The organism is Neptuniibacter sp. QD72_48, from assembly GCF_047778065.1.
In the GTDB taxonomy this organism is placed as follows: domain Bacteria; phylum Pseudomonadota; class Gammaproteobacteria; order Pseudomonadales; family Balneatricaceae; genus Neptuniibacter.
Map to the genome: position 1 here is coordinate 2,204,495 of NZ_CP180547.1, position 20,942 is coordinate 2,225,436.

The following is a 20,942-nucleotide window of genomic DNA, read 5'->3' on the forward strand; positions in this document are numbered from 1 at the left end:
AGAAAAACGGGACTGATGAGTCCCGCTTTTTAATCTAGCTCATTTAGCAATTAGCTAACCGGCTGCCAACTAGACGCTAATACCGGCTGCAATTGATCCTTAACATTCTGAGGAATCTCCTCACCAACGCCATTCGGTGCATCAAATTGAGCCATGGCTTGAACCAGAGCATCTACTTTGGAATGATCCAGCACATTCCCTGAAGCTTTGATCTGTTCAACCTCATAGCTACTGCTAGAGTACCAACTCTGTATTTTCACCTGATCAGTCGAAGAGTTGAAATCAATCACCAAATCATTCCCAGAACGACTAAACCAAACGTTGTCATAAGAGATTGATTCTCCCAACACTAGTTGATCGTTTGAACTACTAGAACTTTCCTTGACGGTGTCCTGACCATCACCTTGATTGAAGTAGTAAATGTCGCTACCACTGCCACCTTCAAGATAATCATTACCCAACCCACCGGTAATTCGATCAGAGCCACTACCGCCTTTCAGGGTATCGTTGCCCGCGTAACCATACATATAATCAATCGCAGAAGAACCTGTCATACTGTTATCGCCTTCTGTGCCATACATGTTCTGAGCTTCACGATATAACTCATCATGAGTCAGCAACGAACCATCAGCAAATTGAACCTTTTCAATTCGATAAGCTGCGCTAGTCGATGTGAAAGCACTAATCAACTTAATGCTGTCTGTCGCCACACCCTCTGGATCAGTGATCGTCAGAAGAATGTCGTTTCCTGAACGCTGGATATTGATGTGTTCTTGCAGAATACCTTCTCCAAATACGATCTTATCCGTACCAGATGTTGAAGTATCTTTAATCACATCTTGACCGTCACCACGGTTGAAGTAGTAAGTATCACTACCACTGCTACCTTCAAGATGATCGTTACCCAATCCGCCAGTAATTCGGTCTGAGCCACTACCGCCTTTCAGGGTATCGTTGCCCGCGTAACCATACATATAATCAATCGCAGAAGAACCTGTCATACTGTTATCGCCTTCTGTGCCATACATGTTCTGAGCTTCACGATATAACTCATCATGAGTCAGCAACGAACCATCAGCAAATTGAACCTTTTCAATTCGATAAGCTGCGCTAGTCGATGTGAAAGCACTGATCAACTTAATGCTGTCTGTCGCCACACCCTCTGGATCAGTGATCGTCAGAAGAATGTCGTTTCCTGAACGCTGGATATTGATGTGTTCTTGCAGAATACCTTCTCCAAATACGATCTTATCCGTACCAGATGTTGAAGTATCTTTAATCACATCTTGACCGTCACCACGGTTGAAGTAGTAAGTATCACTACCACTGCTACCTTCAAGATGATCGTTACCCAATCCGCCAGTAATTCGGTCTGAGCCACTACCGCCTTTCAGGGTATCGTTGCCCGCGTAACCATACATATAATCAATCGCAGAAGAACCTGTCATACTGTTATCGCCTTCTGTGCCATACATGTTCTGAGCTTCACGATATAACTCATCATGAGTCAGCAACGAACCATCAGCAAATTGAACCTTTTCAATTCGATAAGCTGCGCTAGTCGATGTGAAAGCACTGATCAACTTAATGCTGTCTGTCGCCACACCCTCTGGATCAGTGATCGTCAGAAGAATGTCGTTTCCTGAACGCTGGATATTGATGTGTTCTTGCAGAATACCTTCTCCAAATACGATCTTATCCGTACCAGATGTTGAAGTATCTTTAATCACATCTTGACCGTCACCACGGTTGAAGTAGTAAGTATCACTACCACTGCTACCTTCAAGATGATCGTTACCCAATCCGCCAGTAATTCGGTCTGAGCCACTACCGCCTTTCAGGGTATCGTTGCCCGCGTAACCATACATATAATCAATCGCAGAAGAACCTGTCATACTGTTATCGCCTTCTGTGCCATACATGTTCTGAGCTTCACGATATAACTCATCATGAGTCAGCAACGAACCATCAGCAAATTGAACCTTTTCAATTCGATAAGCTGCGCTAGTCGATGTGAAAGCACTAATCAACTTAATGCTGTCTGTCGCCACACCCTCTGGATCAGTGATCGTCAGAAGAATGTCGTTTCCTGAACGCTGGATATTGATGTGTTCTTGCAGAATACCTTCTCCAAATACGATCTTATCCGTACCAGATGTTGAAGTATCTTTAATCACATCTTGACCGTCACCACGGTTGAAGTAGTAGATATCACTACCACTGCTACCTTCAAGATGATCGTTACCCAATCCGCCAGTAATTCGGTCTGAGCCACTACCGCCTTTCAGGGTATCGTTGCCCGCGTAACCATACATATAATCAATCGCAGAAGAACCTGTCATACTGTTATCGCCTTCTGTGCCATACATGTTCTGAGCTTCACGATATAACTCATCATGAGTCAGCAACGAACCATCAGCAAATTGAACCTTTTCAATTCGATAAGCTGCGCTAGTCGATGTGAAAGCACTGATCAACTTAATGCTGTCTGTCGCCACACCCTCTGGATCAGTGATCGTCAGAAGAATGTCGTTTCCTGAACGCTGGATATTGATGTGTTCTTGCAGAATACCTTCTCCAAATACGATCTTATCCGTACCAGATGTTGAAGTATCTTTAATCACATCTTGACCGTCACCACGGTTGAAGTAATAGGTATCGCTATCAGCACCACCTTGAAGATTATCGTTACCGGCACCACCAGTAATACGATCATTTCCGGATTCACCCTTCAAGGTATCATCGCCAGAATAACCAAAGAGATAATCAGCTTTATTTGAACCAACGAGGCTATCGTTGCCTTCAGTACCGTACATGTTCTGAGCTTCACGATACATTTCATCGTGCGTCAGAACAGTACCATCAGCAAAATGAGCCTCCTCGATACGGTAAGCAGCACTGGTCGAGTTATGAGCATTATTGAGGGTAAGGCTATCCGTTGCTAGGCCTGCAGGATCTGTGAGCGTTAGGACAATATCGTAGCCCGAACGCGTAATCGTCACGTGCTCTCTAAGAATGCCTTCTCCGAAGATGATCTTATCTGTGCCTGATGTGGAAGTATCTTTAATCACATCTTGACCATCTCCGCGGTTAAAGTAATAGGTATCGCTATCAGCACCACCTTGAAGATTATCGTTACCAACACCACCAGTAATACGATCGTTTCCTGATTCACCTTTCAGCGTATCATCTCCTTCATGACCGTAGAGATAGTCACCTCCCGAACCAGCTTGGACAACATCATTGCCACCATAGCCATAGATATAATCCTTTGCGGAGGATCCTACTAGCGTGTCATTGCTCTCAGTACCATACATACTTTGAGTAGCCAAATACATATCATCGTGTGTAAGCACCGTCCCGTCAGCAAAATGAGCCTCCTCGATACGGTAAGCAGCACTGGTCGAGTTATGAGCATTATTGAGGGTAAGGCTATCCGTTGCTAGGCCTGCAGGATCTGTGAGCGTTAGGACAATATCGTAGCCCGAACGCGTAATCGTCACATGCTCTCTAAGAATGCCTTCTCCGAAGATGATCTTATCTGTGCCTGATGTGGAAGTATCTTTAATCACATCTTGACCGTCACCACGGTTGAAGTAGTAGATATCACTACCACTGCTACCTTCAAGATGATCGTTACCCAATCCGCCAGTAATTCGGTCTGAGCCACTACCGCCTTTCAGGGTATCGTTGCCCGCGTAACCATACATATAATCAATCGCAGAAGAACCTGTCATACTGTTATCGCCTTCTGTGCCATACATGTTCTGAGCTTCACGATATAACTCATCATGAGTCAGCAACGAACCATCAGCAAATTGAACCTTTTCAATTCGATAAGCTGCGCTAGTCGATGTGAAAGCACTAATCAACTTAATGCTGTCTGTCGCCACACCCTCTGGATCAGTGATCGTCAGAAGAATGTCGTTTCCTGAACGCTGGATATTGATGTGTTCTTGCAGAATACCTTCTCCAAATACGATCTTATCCGTACCAGATGTTGAAGTATCTTTAATCACATCTTGACCGTCACCACGGTTGAAGTAGTAGATATCACTACCACTGCTACCTTCAAGATGATCGTTACCCAATCCGCCAGTAATTCGGTCTGAGCCACTACCGCCTTTCAGGGTATCGTTGCCCGCGTAACCATACATATAATCAATCGCAGAAGAACCTGTCATACTGTTATCGCCTTCTGTGCCATACATGTTCTGAGCTTCACGATATAACTCATCATGAGTCAGCAACGAACCATCAGCAAATTGAACCTTTTCAATTCGATAAGCTGCGCTAGTCGATGTGAAAGCACTGATCAACTTAATGCTGTCTGTCGCCACACCCTCTGGATCAGTGATCGTCAGAAGAATGTCGTTTCCTGAACGCTGGATATTGATGTGTTCTTGCAGAATACCTTCTCCAAATACGATCTTATCCGTACCAGATGTTGAAGTATCTTTAATCACATCTTGACCGTCACCACGGTTGAAGTAATAGGTATCGCTATCAGCACCACCTTGAAGATTATCGTTACCGGCACCACCAGTAATACGATCATTTCCGGATTCACCCTTCAAGGTATCATCGCCAGAATAACCAAAGAGATAATCAGCTTTATTTGAACCAACGAGGCTATCGTTGCCTTCAGTACCGTACATGTTCTGAGCTTCACGATACATTTCATCGTGCGTCAGAACAGTACCATCAGCAAAATGAGCCTCCTCGATACGGTAAGCAGCACTGGTCGAGTTATGAGCATTATTGAGGGTAAGGCTATCCGTTGCTAGGCCTGCAGGATCTGTGAGCGTTAGGACAATATCGTAGCCCGAACGCGTAATCGTCACGTGCTCTCTAAGAATGCCTTCTCCGAAGATGATCTTATCTGTGCCTGATGTGGAAGTATCTTTAATCACATCTTGACCATCTCCGCGGTTAAAGTAATAGGTATCGCTATCAGCACCACCTTGAAGATTATCGTTACCAACACCACCAGTAATACGATCGTTTCCTGATTCACCTTTCAGCGTATCATCTCCTTCATGACCGTAGAGATAGTCACCTCCCGAACCAGCTTGGACAACATCATTGCCACCATAGCCATAGATATAATCCTTTGCGGAGGATCCTACTAGCGTGTCATTGCTCTCAGTACCATACATACTTTGAGTAGCCAAATACATATCATCGTGTGTAAGCACCGTCCCGTCAGCAAAATGAGCCTCCTCGATACGGTAAGCAGCACTGGTCGAGTTATGAGCATTATTGAGGGTAAGGCTATCCGTTGCTAGGCCTGCAGGATCTGTGAGCGTTAGGACAATATCGTAGCCCGAACGCGTAATCGTCACATGCTCTCTAAGAATGCCTTCTCCGAAGATGATCTTATCTGTGCCTGATGTGGAAGTATCTTTAATCACATCTTGACCGTCACCACGGTTGAAGTAGTAGATATCACTACCACTGCTACCTTCAAGATGATCGTTACCCAATCCGCCAGTAATTCGGTCTGAGCCACTACCGCCTTTCAGGGTATCGTTGCCCGCGTAACCATACATATAATCAATCGCAGAAGAACCTGTCATACTGTTATCGCCTTCTGTGCCATACATGTTCTGAGCTTCACGATATAACTCATCATGAGTCAGCAACGAACCATCAGCAAATTGAACCTTTTCAATTCGATAAGCTGCGCTAGTCGATGTGAAAGCACTAATCAACTTAATGCTGTCTGTCGCCACACCCTCTGGATCAGTGATCGTCAGAAGAATGTCGTTTCCTGAACGCTGGATATTGATGTGTTCTTGCAGAATACCTTCTCCAAATACGATCTTATCCGTACCAGATGTTGAAGTATCTTTAATCACATCTTGACCGTCACCACGGTTGAAGTAGTAAGTATCACTACCACTGCTACCTTCAAGATGATCGTTACCCAATCCGCCAGTAATTCGGTCTGAGCCACTACCGCCTTTCAGGGTATCGTTGCCCGCGTAACCATACATATAATCAATCGCAGAAGAACCTGTCATACTGTTATCGCCTTCTGTGCCATACATGTTCTGAGCTTCACGATATAACTCATCATGAGTCAGCAACGAACCATCAGCAAATTGAACCTTTTCAATTCGATAAGCTGCGCTAGTCGATGTGAAAGCACTGATCAACTTAATGCTGTCTGTCGCCACACCCTCTGGATCAGTGATCGTCAGAAGAATGTCGTTTCCTGAACGCTGGATATTGATGTGTTCTTGCAGAATACCTTCTCCAAATACGATCTTATCCGTACCAGATGTTGAAGTATCTTTAATCACATCTTGACCGTCACCACGGTTGAAGTAATAGGTATCGCTATCAGCACCACCTTGAAGATTATCGTTACCGGCACCACCAGTAATACGATCATTTCCGGATTCACCCTTCAAGGTATCATCGCCAGAATAACCAAAGAGATAATCAGCTTTATTTGAACCAACGAGGCTATCGTTGCCTTCAGTACCGTACATGTTCTGAGCTTCACGATACATTTCATCGTGCGTCAGAACAGTACCATCAGCAAAATGAGCCTCCTCGATACGGTAAGCAGCACTGGTCGAGTTATGAGCATTATTGAGGGTAAGGCTATCCGTTGCTAGGCCTGCAGGATCTGTGAGCGTTAGGACAATATCGTAGCCCGAACGCGTAATCGTCACGTGCTCTCTAAGAATGCCTTCTCCGAAGATGATCTTATCTGTGCCTGATGTGGAAGTATCTTTAATCACATCTTGACCATCTCCGCGGTTAAAGTAATAGGTATCGCTATCAGCACCACCTTGAAGATTATCGTTACCAACACCACCAGTAATACGATCGTTTCCTGATTCACCTTTCAGCGTATCATCTCCTTCATGACCGTAGAGATAGTCACCACCCGAACCAGCTTGGACAACATCATTGCCACCATAGCCATAGATATAATCAGCTTTATTTGAACCAACGAGGCTATCGTTGCCTTCAGTACCGTACATGTTCTGAGCTTCACGATACATTTCATCGTGCGTCAGAACAGTACCATCAGCAAAATGAGCCTCCTCGATACGGTAAGCAGCACTGGTCGAGTTATGAGCATTATTGAGGGTAAGGCTATCCGTTGCTAGGCCTGCAGGATCTGTGAGCGTTAGGACAATATCGTAGCCCGAACGCGTAATCGTCACATGCTCTCTAAGAATGCCTTCTCCGAAGATGATCTTATCTGTGCCTGATGTGGAAGTATCTTTAATCACATCTTGGCCATCTCCGCGGTTAAAGTAATAGGTATCGCTACCATCACCACCCTGAAGATTATCGTTACCGACACCGCCAGTAATACGATCGTTTCCGGATTCACCTTTCAGCGTATCATCTCCTTCATGACCGTAGAGATAATCACCACCCGAACCGGCTTGGACAACATCATTGCCACCATAGCCATAGATATAATCAACTTTATTTGAACCAACGAGACTATCGTTGCCTTCAGTACCGTACATGTTCTGAGCTTCACGATATAACTCATCATGAGTGAGCAATGACCCGTCAGCAAAAGCAACTCGTTCTATACGATATAATTCGGTACTTGAAGAAAATGCATATTTCAATGTGAGTCTGTCTGATGCGATACCATCAGGGTCAGCTATGTCTAATACGATATCCCCATCATTTCGGTAAATTGATACATGCTCACGCAAAATACCATCACCTAATATAATCCTATCGTTATTACTTTTAGTTGGATCACTTATTTGATCTTGCCCATCACCACGATTGAAAATATAAATATCAGATCCATGATCACCATTAAGAATATCATCACCTAATCCGCCAACAATGTAATCGTTTCCAGATCCTCCGTTTATTACATCGTCGCCGTCATTACCCTTTAAAGAATCATTCCCAAATGTACCTTTAAGAATATCGTTTTCATCCGTACCTAAAATTAACTCATGAGAATATTCATATAAAACAGGATCAAATTTGATAATGTCTAAACTGTTTTCAAAAGTCGTGGAATAAGATGAAATACCAATAAGTGTCTTAATTACGCCTTTTACGTACGTCTCATCTCCCAGCTCATGATGCTTCACAAGATCTTCACGCAAAAGAGAAAAATTAGGACTATAAGAAAGAGCTTCATTATTAAAATTGAGCTGAATTTTATCGAATGCCTCTGAGTACTCAACCTGGCTTATAATTTGAGAATAGACATACTGTTTGAATCGATTAAATTCAGTCGAGAGAACACCAGCAGCTTGCGGGCCTTGAACATGATCTTGACCAATGTTGTTTGAGTAAGGCCTACCAATCAATTTTTCTAGGGCAGCAACCTTCCTACCATCCATATAAACCCTGCCGTATTCATCACGACTATTTGGGTCGACATCAGATACACCAGTCCATTGGTAAATTATGTCATTCATCGATGACAGACGCTCAGCCGGCGACAGTTCGATGAAGTCTAAGATCATACTTTTAAGCACGTCATCTCTAGCCATTGCCTGTTGTAGGCTATGAACATTACCAAACGCATGTGCGTCAGGAAGCGCTTTTATCTCATCACTTAACTCTAGTAAATCAACTTCTTCCGTATCAGTTAAATTCACTCTAAACCAAACGTCTGCAGTATCAACTGAACTGCCATCAGCTGCTGTTGCTGTACTTATTTGCTCTAGTGTATTGCCTTTGCCGTCATCAATTAATATGTCTGAATAATTGGTGTTTAAAGACTGGATGCCGGCATTATCAAGCGTGGTCATTTCCCATTCTTGGCTTTTACCATCGCTATTAAGGTCACGCCATAACTTAAGACCCGCAGCTGCGGCTTCATCCAAATCCACTACACCATCATCATTGAGGTCTAACTCCTTAAGTGCCTCATAACCATTGGCAGCCTTAGTACCGCTCTCAATTACTGTATTATTACCAAAGAGTTCACTACCAGACGTTATCAGACCATCATTGTTTAGATCTCTGACTAATAAAGCATCGTCGCTATCGATCCACCCTGTGCGTTCCGCAAAACCGTTGGCATCAACATCAAAATGAATACCTTGTTTATGAGAAAGGGTTTCAATAACTCCATCGCGATCTAAGTCAATCGCAATAGGAGAACCTTTTGTCTTGGCTTCAGCAAAAGCATCAGAAGGATCTAGATTGTTCTGCTTGTCAACTGCCTCTTCGAGAAGGTCGCCTCTGTCTTCATATTCGAAGTCAATTTCATTGCCAGCAGTAGGAGTAGTCGCTTCACCTGTCCCTGAACTTTGGGAACCTTCAGCATCTGTTTCAGAATCATTAGTACTCGTCCCTGTTCCATCATTATCTGTATCTGAAGTAGTACCCGAATCACCAGTAGCAGCTCCTGAATCACCCGTTTCATTTGTTGCATTTTCAGCTGTATCAGCACACCGCACTCGCAATCTAATTTTGTTACCGGCGAATTGACCGTCTGTCATACGTATATCTAAAGATATAACTGGCTGACCACTAGCGAGTGTAGAGCTACCATGTCCAGCTAATACGCCGCCAAAGTTTAACCCCCCCCATATAAAATCAAGTTTTAAACCGCTAATTTCTGCATCTGAATACTGAGCTAGTAAATCCAATAAATCATTGTAAGAAGTCGCAACTAAATCATGCCCATCAAATAAAATGGAGCCAAGTTCAGTGACAGTGCCACTTACATTGCCATCGGAATTATTGGAAGAATCAGTACTACTCGAATCACCGTTGCCTGAATCGCTGCCACTATCGGGAGAAGGAGATGATAAAGATAGCTTCTCCTCTACCAAGCTCTCAAAGTCGATTGGGTTCGTGCGGTCAGCAAATTTAAAGGAGCTAACTACACCATTTGCACCGTTATTAATCCATATAGCTTCATTGAAATAGGTAAGTAATAGATCTTCGTCTCGAAACTCAAGAGAGACATCATCAAAATTGATACCGGAGCCAAAAACAATCGTGTTATTTTCGCCGTAGATGTCCGTTACACTGTCAGCAACACCGTCTACAAGTAGCGCATCACCTAGCTCAAAAAGGTAGGTATCATCTCCCAAACCACCTTCAAGGTAATCGACACCTGTCCCGCCAGTTAACTCATCATCACCGGATTCTCCAATGAGTGTATCGTCACCTGCACCACCATAAAGCTGGTCGTCACCAATATTATTCTCAGAATGACCATCATGATCACCATAAATGACATCGTCTCCCGAACCACCATAAAGATAATCGCTTCCACCTTGTCCTAAGATAGTGTCACTACCGTCACCACCAAAGACCCAGTCATCCGCATGAAAGACCTCATCAACAGATTTGGAGTCACCTGCGATAAAGTCATCGCCTTCCCCACCTTCCAGAGTATCGGCACGCCCACCGCCATAGATACTGTCATCACCTGCACCACCGACAATGTAATCCTCTCCATGGGCTGAGCCTTCGACAATATTTCCAGAGGCCGTGGTTATAAGGTCATCCCCTAGTAATTCATCATTACCTTCGCCACCATTGATGAAATCATCTCCACCTTGTCCAGATACGAAGTCATCTCCAGAGCCAGCGAAAATTGTATCGTTTCCATACTGTACAACATTCCAAGATCCCTGTGTTCTTAAGGTGTAACCATTAATATCTTCAACTAACCAGTCACCATCGTATGCAACCGCACCTGAATCAGCGTGAATAAAATCTCTACCTCCACCACCGTAGATAGTGTCATCACCTTCGCCGCCAGCTATACCATTTGTTGCTTGATCGCCAACTAATAAATCATTTCCAGCCCCACCAGAAAGCCAATCTGTTACAGCAGCAGAATTTTGTCCGTTAGCTTGTAGTATCGAAGTTAAATCTGATTGAGTATTCGCATAGATAACGTCGTCATCCTCCCCTCCAGAGAGAACATCTGCACCAACTCCTCCTTCTAATGTATCCAAGCCTGAACCAGCATGAATGATATCGTTGTCATCACCACCACTAAGGTAGTCGTTACCACTTCCACCTTTTATTTGATCACGACCAATACCACCAGTAACACTATCGTTACCACTCCCAGTATCTATATAGTCGTTACCACTACCACCATCGACTGTATCATCCCCAGAACCGGAGTAGGCTTCATCATCTCCCTGTCCAAGCTGAATATAATCATTGCCACCCAAGCTATGTACTAAGTCATTACCACCCAAAGCATTTAATAAATCACGCTCATCAGTGCCTTCAACTTCATCATCGTCGTGAGTTAAATCGGCTAGCGCTGGAGAATCCCCTTGCTCACCATCTGAAATTGCATCTAGCTCTACAATCTTTTGATTAATTAAATTAGTAAGATTAGTTTCTGCATTTTCTATATAGGCAGAGAGTTTTATATCTCTATCGGCATTATCTACCGCACTATCAGACAGGGTATCGATAGATTCATTATGAGCAGCAAGATTAATCAGTGATAAAGCTCCCCGCTCCCAATCATTGATTTTAACCAAAGAATCGTCGGTAACCACTTCAGTTTTTTCAGCAGCAACAGCATTTGAAACAACCACTAAAAGGCCATTAATAATTGTAGACAAATCGTTCTTAGCATCAGACTCAAGTTTATTTCTCACATAGAGTCTAACTTGATTTTTAGTAACATTCGCAATTTCCTGAACAGACCTTTCAAAACTTGACTTATAAGTATCCAATTTATTTTTTAGGATTATATTACTATCTGAATTATCGAAAGCTATTTTGGACTTATTGATTTCGGGGTATTTCAACTCATCGACTTCTTTCGATACTTTAGTTACAAAACCCAGCACATCTGTTTCACCAATAATTTCAAGTTCAGAATTGATAAACACTGATGATTCAAATTTACTTTGAGCTATCAGCGCATCAACGTCGCCCTCATGTAAAGATAAAAGCTCAGCTCCTACATATTCCTTTGCCAACATCAAATAATCATTGGAGATAGATTCAAGCTGAACATTAACTTCTCCATCAATATAAGAATCTAATTCCGGATCATAGTACCCTGAAAAAACATCCAGATAATCTATAAAGTTTTGATTATAAACATCAAGACCGTCAACCATTTTATTTTTAAACAGTTCAGCTTTATTTATAGCATCCATTAAAACAACAGATTGTTGCTCAAATAGACCTTTCTTATAACCTAAATCCAATGCTGCGCTTTCAATCTCAATTTCTAAATCTTGATAATCAACACCAATTAAGTCAGCTTCTTCTCTGAGTGAATTCACATAATTCAATAATGAATCATTTCTTATATCTGGTAATGTCTCATTAATAAATTCATCAAATATTTCCTCTCGCTCTTGCTCTATTTGTTCTAATACTGATTCGAAATCACCAACAACAGATTCCATCTCATGTATTAAGGCTAATAAAGATTCTATACTCGACGCTATTGTCGACTGAAAGCCATCAGGAACTGAGCCTTCAACCACTACAGAACCCGCAGCTAATGTTAAACTTACCGTTGTAGCTGCAACAGCAACTCCTAAAGCAAGCACAACCAAAGCAGGTCCTGTTACTATCCCTGCAGTGACAACTGCGCCAGCTGCCAACAACCCTGCCACATCTGATTCGATAGATAGCAAAGTACTATATTGGATAGCTTTTTTGTCCTTTAATTCTTCGTTTGCGTTTCGAATACCATTTGTTAAAGACGTAACATCTACAGCAATTGAAGTAACCGGATTCACTCTGCTCATAGAGGTTAATGCCGTTTCCCCAATAACAACAGCTCCTGTCGCATAATTAAGAGCAGCATGATAAGGATCACTATGGCTACCTAATATCACCGAGTCGATATATTGACTACTTTTAACAGAACCTTCTGCAGCTCCAACCATCACATCTTTTACAGCATTAGCACTAACAATAGAACTGGCCATTTAATCTTCCTTAATCAATTCATAGTCAATTAAATAATTTACTTTCATGAATTCATGATATTTAAGTTCGTAACATTCGCTTACTTCTATATTCAATCTATTAAATCTACTTCTCGATGATGTTTTAAAGAAATAGCGCTCACCATCGATCAAAAAATAGACTCCAACATTACGGCCCTCAGACCTACTTTCAAAACACCCTTCTGATGAACTCATTCCTTTGTAATATGAAATTTCATACCCAACAGTACAAAACAAAAAAATTAATACCGAAATAAGTACAAACCATGTATTTATACTAACCTTCTTTAAATTTACTGGCTCTGTTAACAAATAAAGAGCAATCACAAAAGAGAAAACCAAAAAAATAAAGTAAACCATCACCTTTCAACCAAACTTTCATCTTTATATCTCAACAAAGGTGCCAAAATATATTCAATCAAATAGCGCTTACCTATTTTAATTTCCGCACTTACACCCATCCCCGGCACTAACTCAACATTTCTTCCATCAACGTTTAAACTATTTTTCGCTAACAAAACCTTGGCTTTATATATAAGCCCTCTTTGCTCATCTACAGTGGCATCGGTCGAGATAGTTTCTACACGGCCATCAATTACGCCGTATTTGGTAAATGGGAAAGTGTGAACTTTTACTTCTGCGACTTGATCGGCATAAACAAAACCTATGTCCTTATTTTCTAACCACGCTTCAACTTCCAGCTGCTGGTTTTCAGGTACGATTTTCATTAGCGGCTGTGCTTCTGTGACAACACCACCGATGGTATGGATAGCCAACTCTTGCACAATGCCATCGACCGGAGATGTAAGAATCTGCTTCTTATTCAAATCTTTAGCTTTATTCAACTCTTCTTGGAGGGTTAGATATTCACGGTCTGTTTGTAGGAGCTCTTGCAAGTTTTCACTACGGTAGCGAGCAATTAAACCTTTACGCTGCTGTTTGAGTTCGTCTATCTGGGCTAATAACTGTTGGTTACGTGCTCTTGCACCAATGAGGTCTTGCCGTTGTTCTACCCGTTGTTGCTCAAGCTCCAGGTACTGAACCTTAGCCACCATCTTTTTCTGCATCATTTTTTTAAGGGCAGATACACGCTGACTAATGAGCGGAAGCGTGCCTTTAAGCTTGTTTATCAGCGCAAAGTTAACTTGCTGTTCAGCCTTTTTATCAATCAGGAGCTGATCGATACGCGCTTGTTCTGCGCGATAGTTTTCTTGTTGTTGAATGAGCAATAACGCTTGCTGCTGTTGTTGGTATTCCGGAGCTTCAGGCCAAATTTTAGTTTCTATGGATAGAAGATCAGGAGTTTGTACCAATTGCTGTGGCTGAGTGGAGTTTTGCGCAGCAGCGAAGGCTTGATCCAAATAGGCTTTAAAGTAAGTTAAACGCTGATGATTAAGACGGTTTTGAATAATTTCTTGTTCAAAACGCTTTTGGTTTGCACTGGTTTGCCCTCGGTCCAATTCGATCAGTGCTTGACCAGCTTTAACAATTTGGCCGTCTTTTACTAATATTTTTGATACAACACCACGCTCATACGGCTGGATCTGTTTAACTTGGCCTGAAGGAATAATTTTCCCTTCTGCTGTCGCAACAATATCGACCTCACCTAGACAAGCCCAAACAAGACCAATCGTGAACAGTGCCAGTAGCACCCATGCGGTTATGCGGCTGGCCGGGTGCGGTGGTTTCTCTTTGATCTCAAGCGCAGCTGGAAGGAAAGCCAGTTCCTGACGGGCTAGGTCGTTATCGCCCATGGTAGAACGCTCTTCCCAGCGTTGTTTTAGTGAATTCATCCATTTCATGCTGTTTATTCCCTGATACAGCGTTAATCCGTTTTATCAGCCTTTTGCGCAAGGCCCTAAGAAGCTTGAAGCTTTCTCTTTACTCTCTAGGTATAGATTCCAGCTTTCGCTGAAATGACAGTAAAGGCATTACCTTCTAGATGATCTAAGTACTTTCAACCGGCCTTAAAGGCTTACCTATACCGCTTTGCATACTATGTAACTGATGGTAATACCCTTGTTGTTTAATCAAGGCATCATGGTTACCACTCTCTACGATACGACCTTTATCCATCACGATAATGCGATCACATTGACGTACCGTACTAAGGCGGTGCGCAATGATAAATACCGTACGGTTTTTACAGATTGAAGCCATGTTGTGCTGGATTATCCGTTCGGATTCATAATCCAGCGCACTGGTCGCTTCATCAAAAATAAGGATACGAGGATTAGTAATCAATGCTCGAGCTATTGCTATACGCTGGCGTTGACCACCCGACAAATTGCAGCCATGCTCACCTACAGAGTTATCGTAGCCTTCTGGTAGCTCTAAGATAAACTCATGCGCCCCCGCCAACTTAGCCGCTTGCACCACGGCCTCCATTGGCAGCCCCGGGTTAGCTAAGGCAATGTTTTCACGCACACTGCGGTTAAACAGGAAGTTCTCTTGCAGAACTACACCGATATTACGACGCAGCCATGCGGTATCGACCATTGCTAGATCTACACCATCAATCATCACACGACCGCCTTCTGGCACATACATACGTTGTATGAGCTTAGTAAGGGTACTTTTACCTGATCCAGAACGGCCGACAATACCTATCACCTCGCCCGGTTTAACCTGTAGCGAGATATCATTCAGTATACGCGGCCCATCTGGACGGTAACGGAAGTTTATATGCTCGAAATTCACCTTACCTTGTAGTTGTGGCAATGTGCTGCGGTTAGGGTTATACCCCGGCTCCGTTGGTGTATTGAGAATATCACCCAAGCGTTTGACTGAAATACCCGCTTGCTGGAAATCCTGCCAAAGCTGAACAAGCTTAAGAATCGGACCAGAAACACGCCCAGCAATCATATTAAAGGCCACAAGCTGACCAACGGTAAGGTGACCATCAATTACCAAATGTGCACCGTACCAAATAATCAACACCGTAGTGACCTTACTGATAAAACCAGCAATCTGGTTAGCGATGTTATTGAGGTTTTGGGTACGGAAGGAAGCGGTGACATATTTAGACAGCTGATCTTCCCACTTACGCTGCATTTGCGGCTCAACCGACATCGCTTTAAGCGTTTCCACACCGGTAACAGACTCAACCAGAAATGCCTGATTTTCTGCGCCATGCTTAAATTTTTCATCCAAACGGTGGCGTAGTATCGGCGTGATAAAAATAGAAAGTGCTATATAAAATGGAATCGTCAGCAGAACAATAATGGTTAAGGTAGGACTGTAAAACCACATCACCGCAAAAAACACGATGGTGAAAAACAGATCGATCACCAGTGTTAACGCAGTACCGGTAATAAAGTTACGGATAGTATCCAGTTCACGCACACGCGCCACACTTTGACCGACCTGTCGTGATTCAAAGTAGGACAGCGGCAAAGAGACAAGATGGTTAAATAACCGCGCTCCAAGTTCTACATCCACTCGGTTCGTAGTATGAGCAAATACGTAATTACGTAAACCACCCAAAATCGCGTCAAATATAGCAATGGCGACAAATCCAAAGGCCAATACATCAAGCGTGGTAAAGCCTCTATGCACTAGGACTTTATCCATTACCACCTGAAATAAGAGCGGTGTTGCTAGCGCAAACAACTGTAGGAAGAAGGAGATTACAAAAACTTCTGCAAAGAACTTTTTATATTTTAATAACGCCGGTATGAACCACTTAATATCAAACTCTTTAAAACTGGTAAGCAGGCCTTCCCGCTTACTAATCAGAATCACTTCTCCGTTCCAGATCTCATTGAGCTCATCCTCAGTCAATGAATCCGGTTGGTTTTTATCTGCAAACAAGACCAGCGCTTTGCCCTGCCCCAATTGAGATTGATCGCCGTCAGGCTGATCGACCTCATTACCACTTAACTCGGAGGCTTGCGCAACTTTGGCTAAAACAAAATACTGGCCATCTTTACCTTGCAAGATAGCAGGTAAAACAGCGTTATTGAGTTTATTAAATGTGAGTTGGGACTGACGGGTTTTAAACCCTAAAGATTTTGCAGCACGGAGAATTTCAGTACTGCTAAAGTGTTCGCCGGGTACAGCAAATTGATGCTGAATCTGAGGCTCTTCAGCGGGTAACTGGTGAAAACGTGCAATGGTAATTAGCGAACGTAGACCTGTGTCTACTACAGACTCTGCCTGTGTTTCCATACTGGCGACAACTTATCCTTGTTGATTTATATCAACAAGGATAAGCAATCACCAAAATAATTACAACTTTTGATTTGACAGATCCAACCTTAGGGACTACCGATTTATACACCCACCCAAAACGCACGCAATAAAAAAACCCGCTTTCGCGGGTTTCTAATTTACTTATTCAGCTCTGCCGAGAAATCGAGCATTCGCTGTAGAGGCTTACGCGCATCGACGATTAAGGATTCATCGACATGAATCTCATCTTGCCCTGTTTCTAGTGCGTGAAGCACGCTCTCTAGACCGTTCATCGCCATCCAAGGGCAGTGGGCACAGCTTCGGCAAGTTGCACCAGAACCACCGGTAGGCGCTTCGATAAACTGCTTACCAGGCGCTGCTTGCTGCATTTTGTAGAAGATCGCTTTATCCGTCGCAACGATAAACTGCTCATTTGGCAGATCACGTGCAGCATTGATAATTTGCGTAGTAGAGCCGACCGCATCCGCAATCTCTACGACCGAATCTGGTGATTCTGGGTGAACCAGTACCGCAGCATCTGGGTAAACCTTTTTAAGATCTAGAATACCCTGCGCTTTAAACTCTTCGTGTACGATACAAGCGCCATCCCACATCAGCATCTCAATACCTGTTTGACGCTGTACGTAAGTGCCTAGGTGCTTATCTGGCGCCCAGATAATCTTTTTACCTTGATCCGCCAAGTGCTCAACAACTTGTAGTGCAATACTGGAAGTCACCACCCAATCGGCACGCGCTTTTACTGCGGCAGAAGTATTAGCATAAACAACCACTTCGTGGTCCGGATGAGCATCACAAAATGCGGAGAATTCTTCGATTGGACAACCAATATCAAGAGAACAAGTCGCTTCAATTGTTGGCATAATTACGCGCTTTTCAGGCGTAAGGATCTTAGCCGTTTCGCCCATAAATTTAACACCAGCAACAACCAACGTGCTAGCAGAATGAGCATTACCAAAACGCGCCATCTCTAAAGAGTCAGATACACAGCCACCCGTTTCATCAGCTAACTGCTGCAAAACTGCTGAGGTGTAATAATGCGCTACCAGACAAGCATCTTTCTCTTTAAGCAGTTTTTTGATCTTCTGCTTATACTCTTCAACTTGCTCTATGGTCATATCTAGAGGCAAGTGTTCTTTAGCGAAGTGCTCCTGCACGAGGATGCGATCTGAAATATCCTGTTGGCTCAACATGTGACGTAATACTCATAAGTTGTACTGATCGACTACCTGCTCACCTAGGTAGCTTTATTACCTGAGGATCACCCAGATAAAAATTAGGGGACGTAGTATAACATAGAGATACTAGTAGCTAGAAGTTACTTACTGGCTGATAAAAAGTGATAACTAGAATGCAACAAGTGAGTTGCTAAACGCAACGCTAAGTCTTTTTCTACAAGCGAAGCGATCTCTAGCAGCGCAGCTGCGTCCTCTAGCCACAAAGTGGCGTCCTAAACGGCGAAGCCGTGCTGATCTTCAGACATAAAAAAACCAGCTCGAAGGCTGAAGTTTTTAAGTGGTGGGTCGTATAGGATTACTTTGCCCTTCGGGCCAGCGTCGCAAGCTCCGCTGTTTTCTACAGGCTTCGCCTTCCGAATCGAACCTTTAACGGTTCTCATCCTATACAACGAGTATCTTTTAGGCATAAAAAAACCAGCACATAGGCTGGAGATTTTAAGTGGTGGGTCGTATAGGATTCGAACCTATGACCAATTGGTTAAAAGCCAACTGCTCTACCGACTGAGCTAACGACCCACACAGAGGACGCGTATTTTACGTATCCTTAATGCAAAAGCAAGGCTTTTTTATTGATATCGGGTTGGATCTTCCAAGCCAGCATCAACAAAGCCTTTTGCACGTAAACGACAACTGTCACACGCACCACACGCCTGGCCTTCATCGTCTGCTTGGTAGCAAGAAACCGTTAAACCGTAATCAACACCCAGACGAGTACCCTCTTGGATGATCTCTTCTTTGGTCAGGTCGATTAGTGGTGTTTCAATCTTGATTGGATCACCGCTAACACCACGCTTAGTCGCAAGATTAGCCATGGTTTCGAAGGCAGCGATATATTCTGGGCGGCAATCAGGGTAACCAGAGTAATCGACTGCGTTTACACCAATAAAGATCGCATCAGCTTCTAGCACTTCTGCCCAACCTAACGCCAAGGACATGAAAACCGTATTTCGTGCCGGAACGTAGGTCACCGGAATTTCGTCGGTTTCCTCTTCAGGAACATCGATACTGTGGTCTGTTAGTGCTGAGCCACCAAAGTCTTCTAAGTGAAGACGAATAACACGGTGCTCGGCCGTATTCAGTTGCTTGGCAATTTTCTTAGCCGCGTTTAACTCAGTTAAAGAGCGCTGACCGTAATCAAAGCTCAATACATAACAGCTGTAGCCGCGTTCAGCAGCCATTGCCAGCGCTGTTGCCGAATCCAGACCACCAGACAGCAACACCACTGCTTTTTTTGAAGCAGAAGAATTCATGTGTATTCCAAAGATTGATTAGAGCTGACGCTTAAACTCTTTAGCTAAGCGAACTGCATCAGAATCAGGGTATTTATTGATTACCAGATCAAGGTATTCAGTTGCCTTAGCCATGTCACCTAACTGATTGTAGATGATACCAAGCTTATACGCTGCATCCGGTGCTTTAGGGTTATCCGGGAACTGGGTTAACACCTGCACGAATGATTCACGCGCTTGTTCAGGCTTTTGCTCAGCTAAATGAATCTCACCCAACCAGTAATAAGCATTAGGTAGACGTACACTTTGCGGGTAATCCTTCACAAAAGCAGAGAATGCTTCAGCAGCTTTTGGGAAGTTTCTTAGCTTAACCAGACCAAAGGCTTCTCGGTAGGCCTGTGCATCACCCGCTGATGGCGCTAGAGGCGCTACATCTGCTGGCACTTGCGGTCTAGATACCGACGAATCGCCCTCTAACACAGGCGCGTTATCAGCACCTAACTGACCAGTTGTAGCTGGCGGTGTTAAAGCAGGATCTCTTAAAGCGGTGATACGACCATCTAGATCACGATAGCGTTCTAGCTGCTGGCGTTCCATCTGCTTTAGACGGTAATCTTGCTGCTCTACTTGACCACGTAGAGAACGCACTTCGTCCTGCAACTGCTGGACAATAAGTATCAGTTCACTGTTTTTAGAAGCCGAGTGAGCATTGTAGGAAGGTTGTTGAACATTGGCAGGCGAATCGCCAACACCCAACTCAATAACGGGTACTTCTTCTGCTACAACATTAGCGCTGATCGCCAGCGCTAATGCAGTAGAAAGAACGGTAGAGTTCGAAGTCATAAATTAACGAGATACGTACTTCAGTTCCACACGACGGTTCTGGCTCCAGCTAGATTCGCTGTGGCCCAAATTCGCTGGCTTTTCTTCACCAAAGCTAACAGTTTCGATCTGAGAAGCAGATGCACCGTTAACCTGCATAAAACGAGAAACCGCCTTAGCACGACGCTCGCCTAATGCGATGTTGTACTCACGAGTACCACGCTCATCGGCATGACCTTCCAGCACAACCTGAACTGATGGATTAGCAGCAAGGTAAGCTGCATGCTTCTCTAGATCAGCAAAGCCGCCTGCTTTAACTACTGATTTATCGAAATCGAAGTAGAAAACAGTTTGTAGGTTAGCAACAGAATCCATAGAAGAGCCGGAAACTGAACCCTGATTAACACCTTGTGTAGTGCCTGTATCAGTACCTGTAGTTGCGCCACCTTCAGTAGATGAACCACCTGTAGAACAACCTGCTACCCATGCTACGGATAGCGCTAGTGCAGCTGCTTTAGTTACGTTGGAAGCTCGCATTGATC

At 43.6% G+C, this 20,942-nt stretch carries 7 protein-coding genes, 1 tRNA gene and 1 other RNA gene; all 9 read right to left on the minus strand.

Features of this window, described 5'->3' with window-relative positions:
• Nucleotides 1-50: 50 nt before the first annotated feature.
• A complete protein-coding gene (locus ACMXYX_RS09875) occupies nucleotides 51-12,899 on the minus strand; it encodes a calcium-binding protein (RefSeq protein ID WP_415905958.1) in 12,849 nt (4,282 codons plus the stop codon).
• Nucleotides 12,900-13,279: 380 nt separating this feature from the next.
• The gene (locus ACMXYX_RS09880; RefSeq protein ID WP_415896381.1) at nucleotides 13,280-14,722 is read right to left on the minus strand and encodes an HlyD family type I secretion periplasmic adaptor subunit; all 1,443 of its coding nucleotides are present in this window, start codon (nucleotides 14,720-14,722) and stop codon (nucleotides 13,280-13,282) included.
• Nucleotides 14,723-14,867: 145 nt separating this feature from the next.
• Nucleotides 14,868-17,090: a type I secretion system permease/ATPase gene (locus ACMXYX_RS09885; RefSeq protein ID WP_415896382.1), complete on the minus strand. Its 2,223-nt coding sequence runs from the start codon at nucleotides 17,088-17,090 to the stop codon at nucleotides 14,868-14,870.
• A 161-nt stretch (nucleotides 17,091-17,251) separates the two neighbouring features.
• The gene (nadA, locus tag ACMXYX_RS09890) at nucleotides 17,252-18,304 is read right to left on the minus strand and encodes a quinolinate synthase NadA (protein WP_415884271.1); all 1,053 of its coding nucleotides are present in this window, start codon (nucleotides 18,302-18,304) and stop codon (nucleotides 17,252-17,254) included.
• A gap of 323 nt (nucleotides 18,305-18,627) precedes the next feature.
• Nucleotides 18,628-18,750: non-coding RNA, RtT sRNA (locus tag ACMXYX_RS09895), on the minus strand.
• A 39-nt stretch (nucleotides 18,751-18,789) separates the two neighbouring features.
• Nucleotides 18,790-18,865: transfer RNA gene (locus tag ACMXYX_RS09900), tRNA-Lys, on the minus strand.
• 50 nt (nucleotides 18,866-18,915) lie between these two features.
• The gene (gene queC, locus ACMXYX_RS09905) at nucleotides 18,916-19,599 is read right to left on the minus strand and encodes a 7-cyano-7-deazaguanine synthase QueC (protein WP_415891024.1); all 684 of its coding nucleotides are present in this window, start codon (nucleotides 19,597-19,599) and stop codon (nucleotides 18,916-18,918) included.
• 18 nt (nucleotides 19,600-19,617) lie between these two features.
• Nucleotides 19,618-20,421, minus strand: a complete 804-nt coding sequence (gene ybgF / locus ACMXYX_RS09910; RefSeq protein ID WP_415896383.1) for a tol-pal system protein YbgF — start codon at nucleotides 20,419-20,421, stop codon at nucleotides 19,618-19,620.
• Between the two features lie 3 nt (nucleotides 20,422-20,424).
• Entirely contained in the window at nucleotides 20,425-20,937 is a 513-nt protein-coding gene (gene pal / locus ACMXYX_RS09915; RefSeq protein WP_415896384.1) for a peptidoglycan-associated lipoprotein Pal, read from the minus strand.
• Between the last annotated feature and the right edge of the window lie 5 nt (nucleotides 20,938-20,942).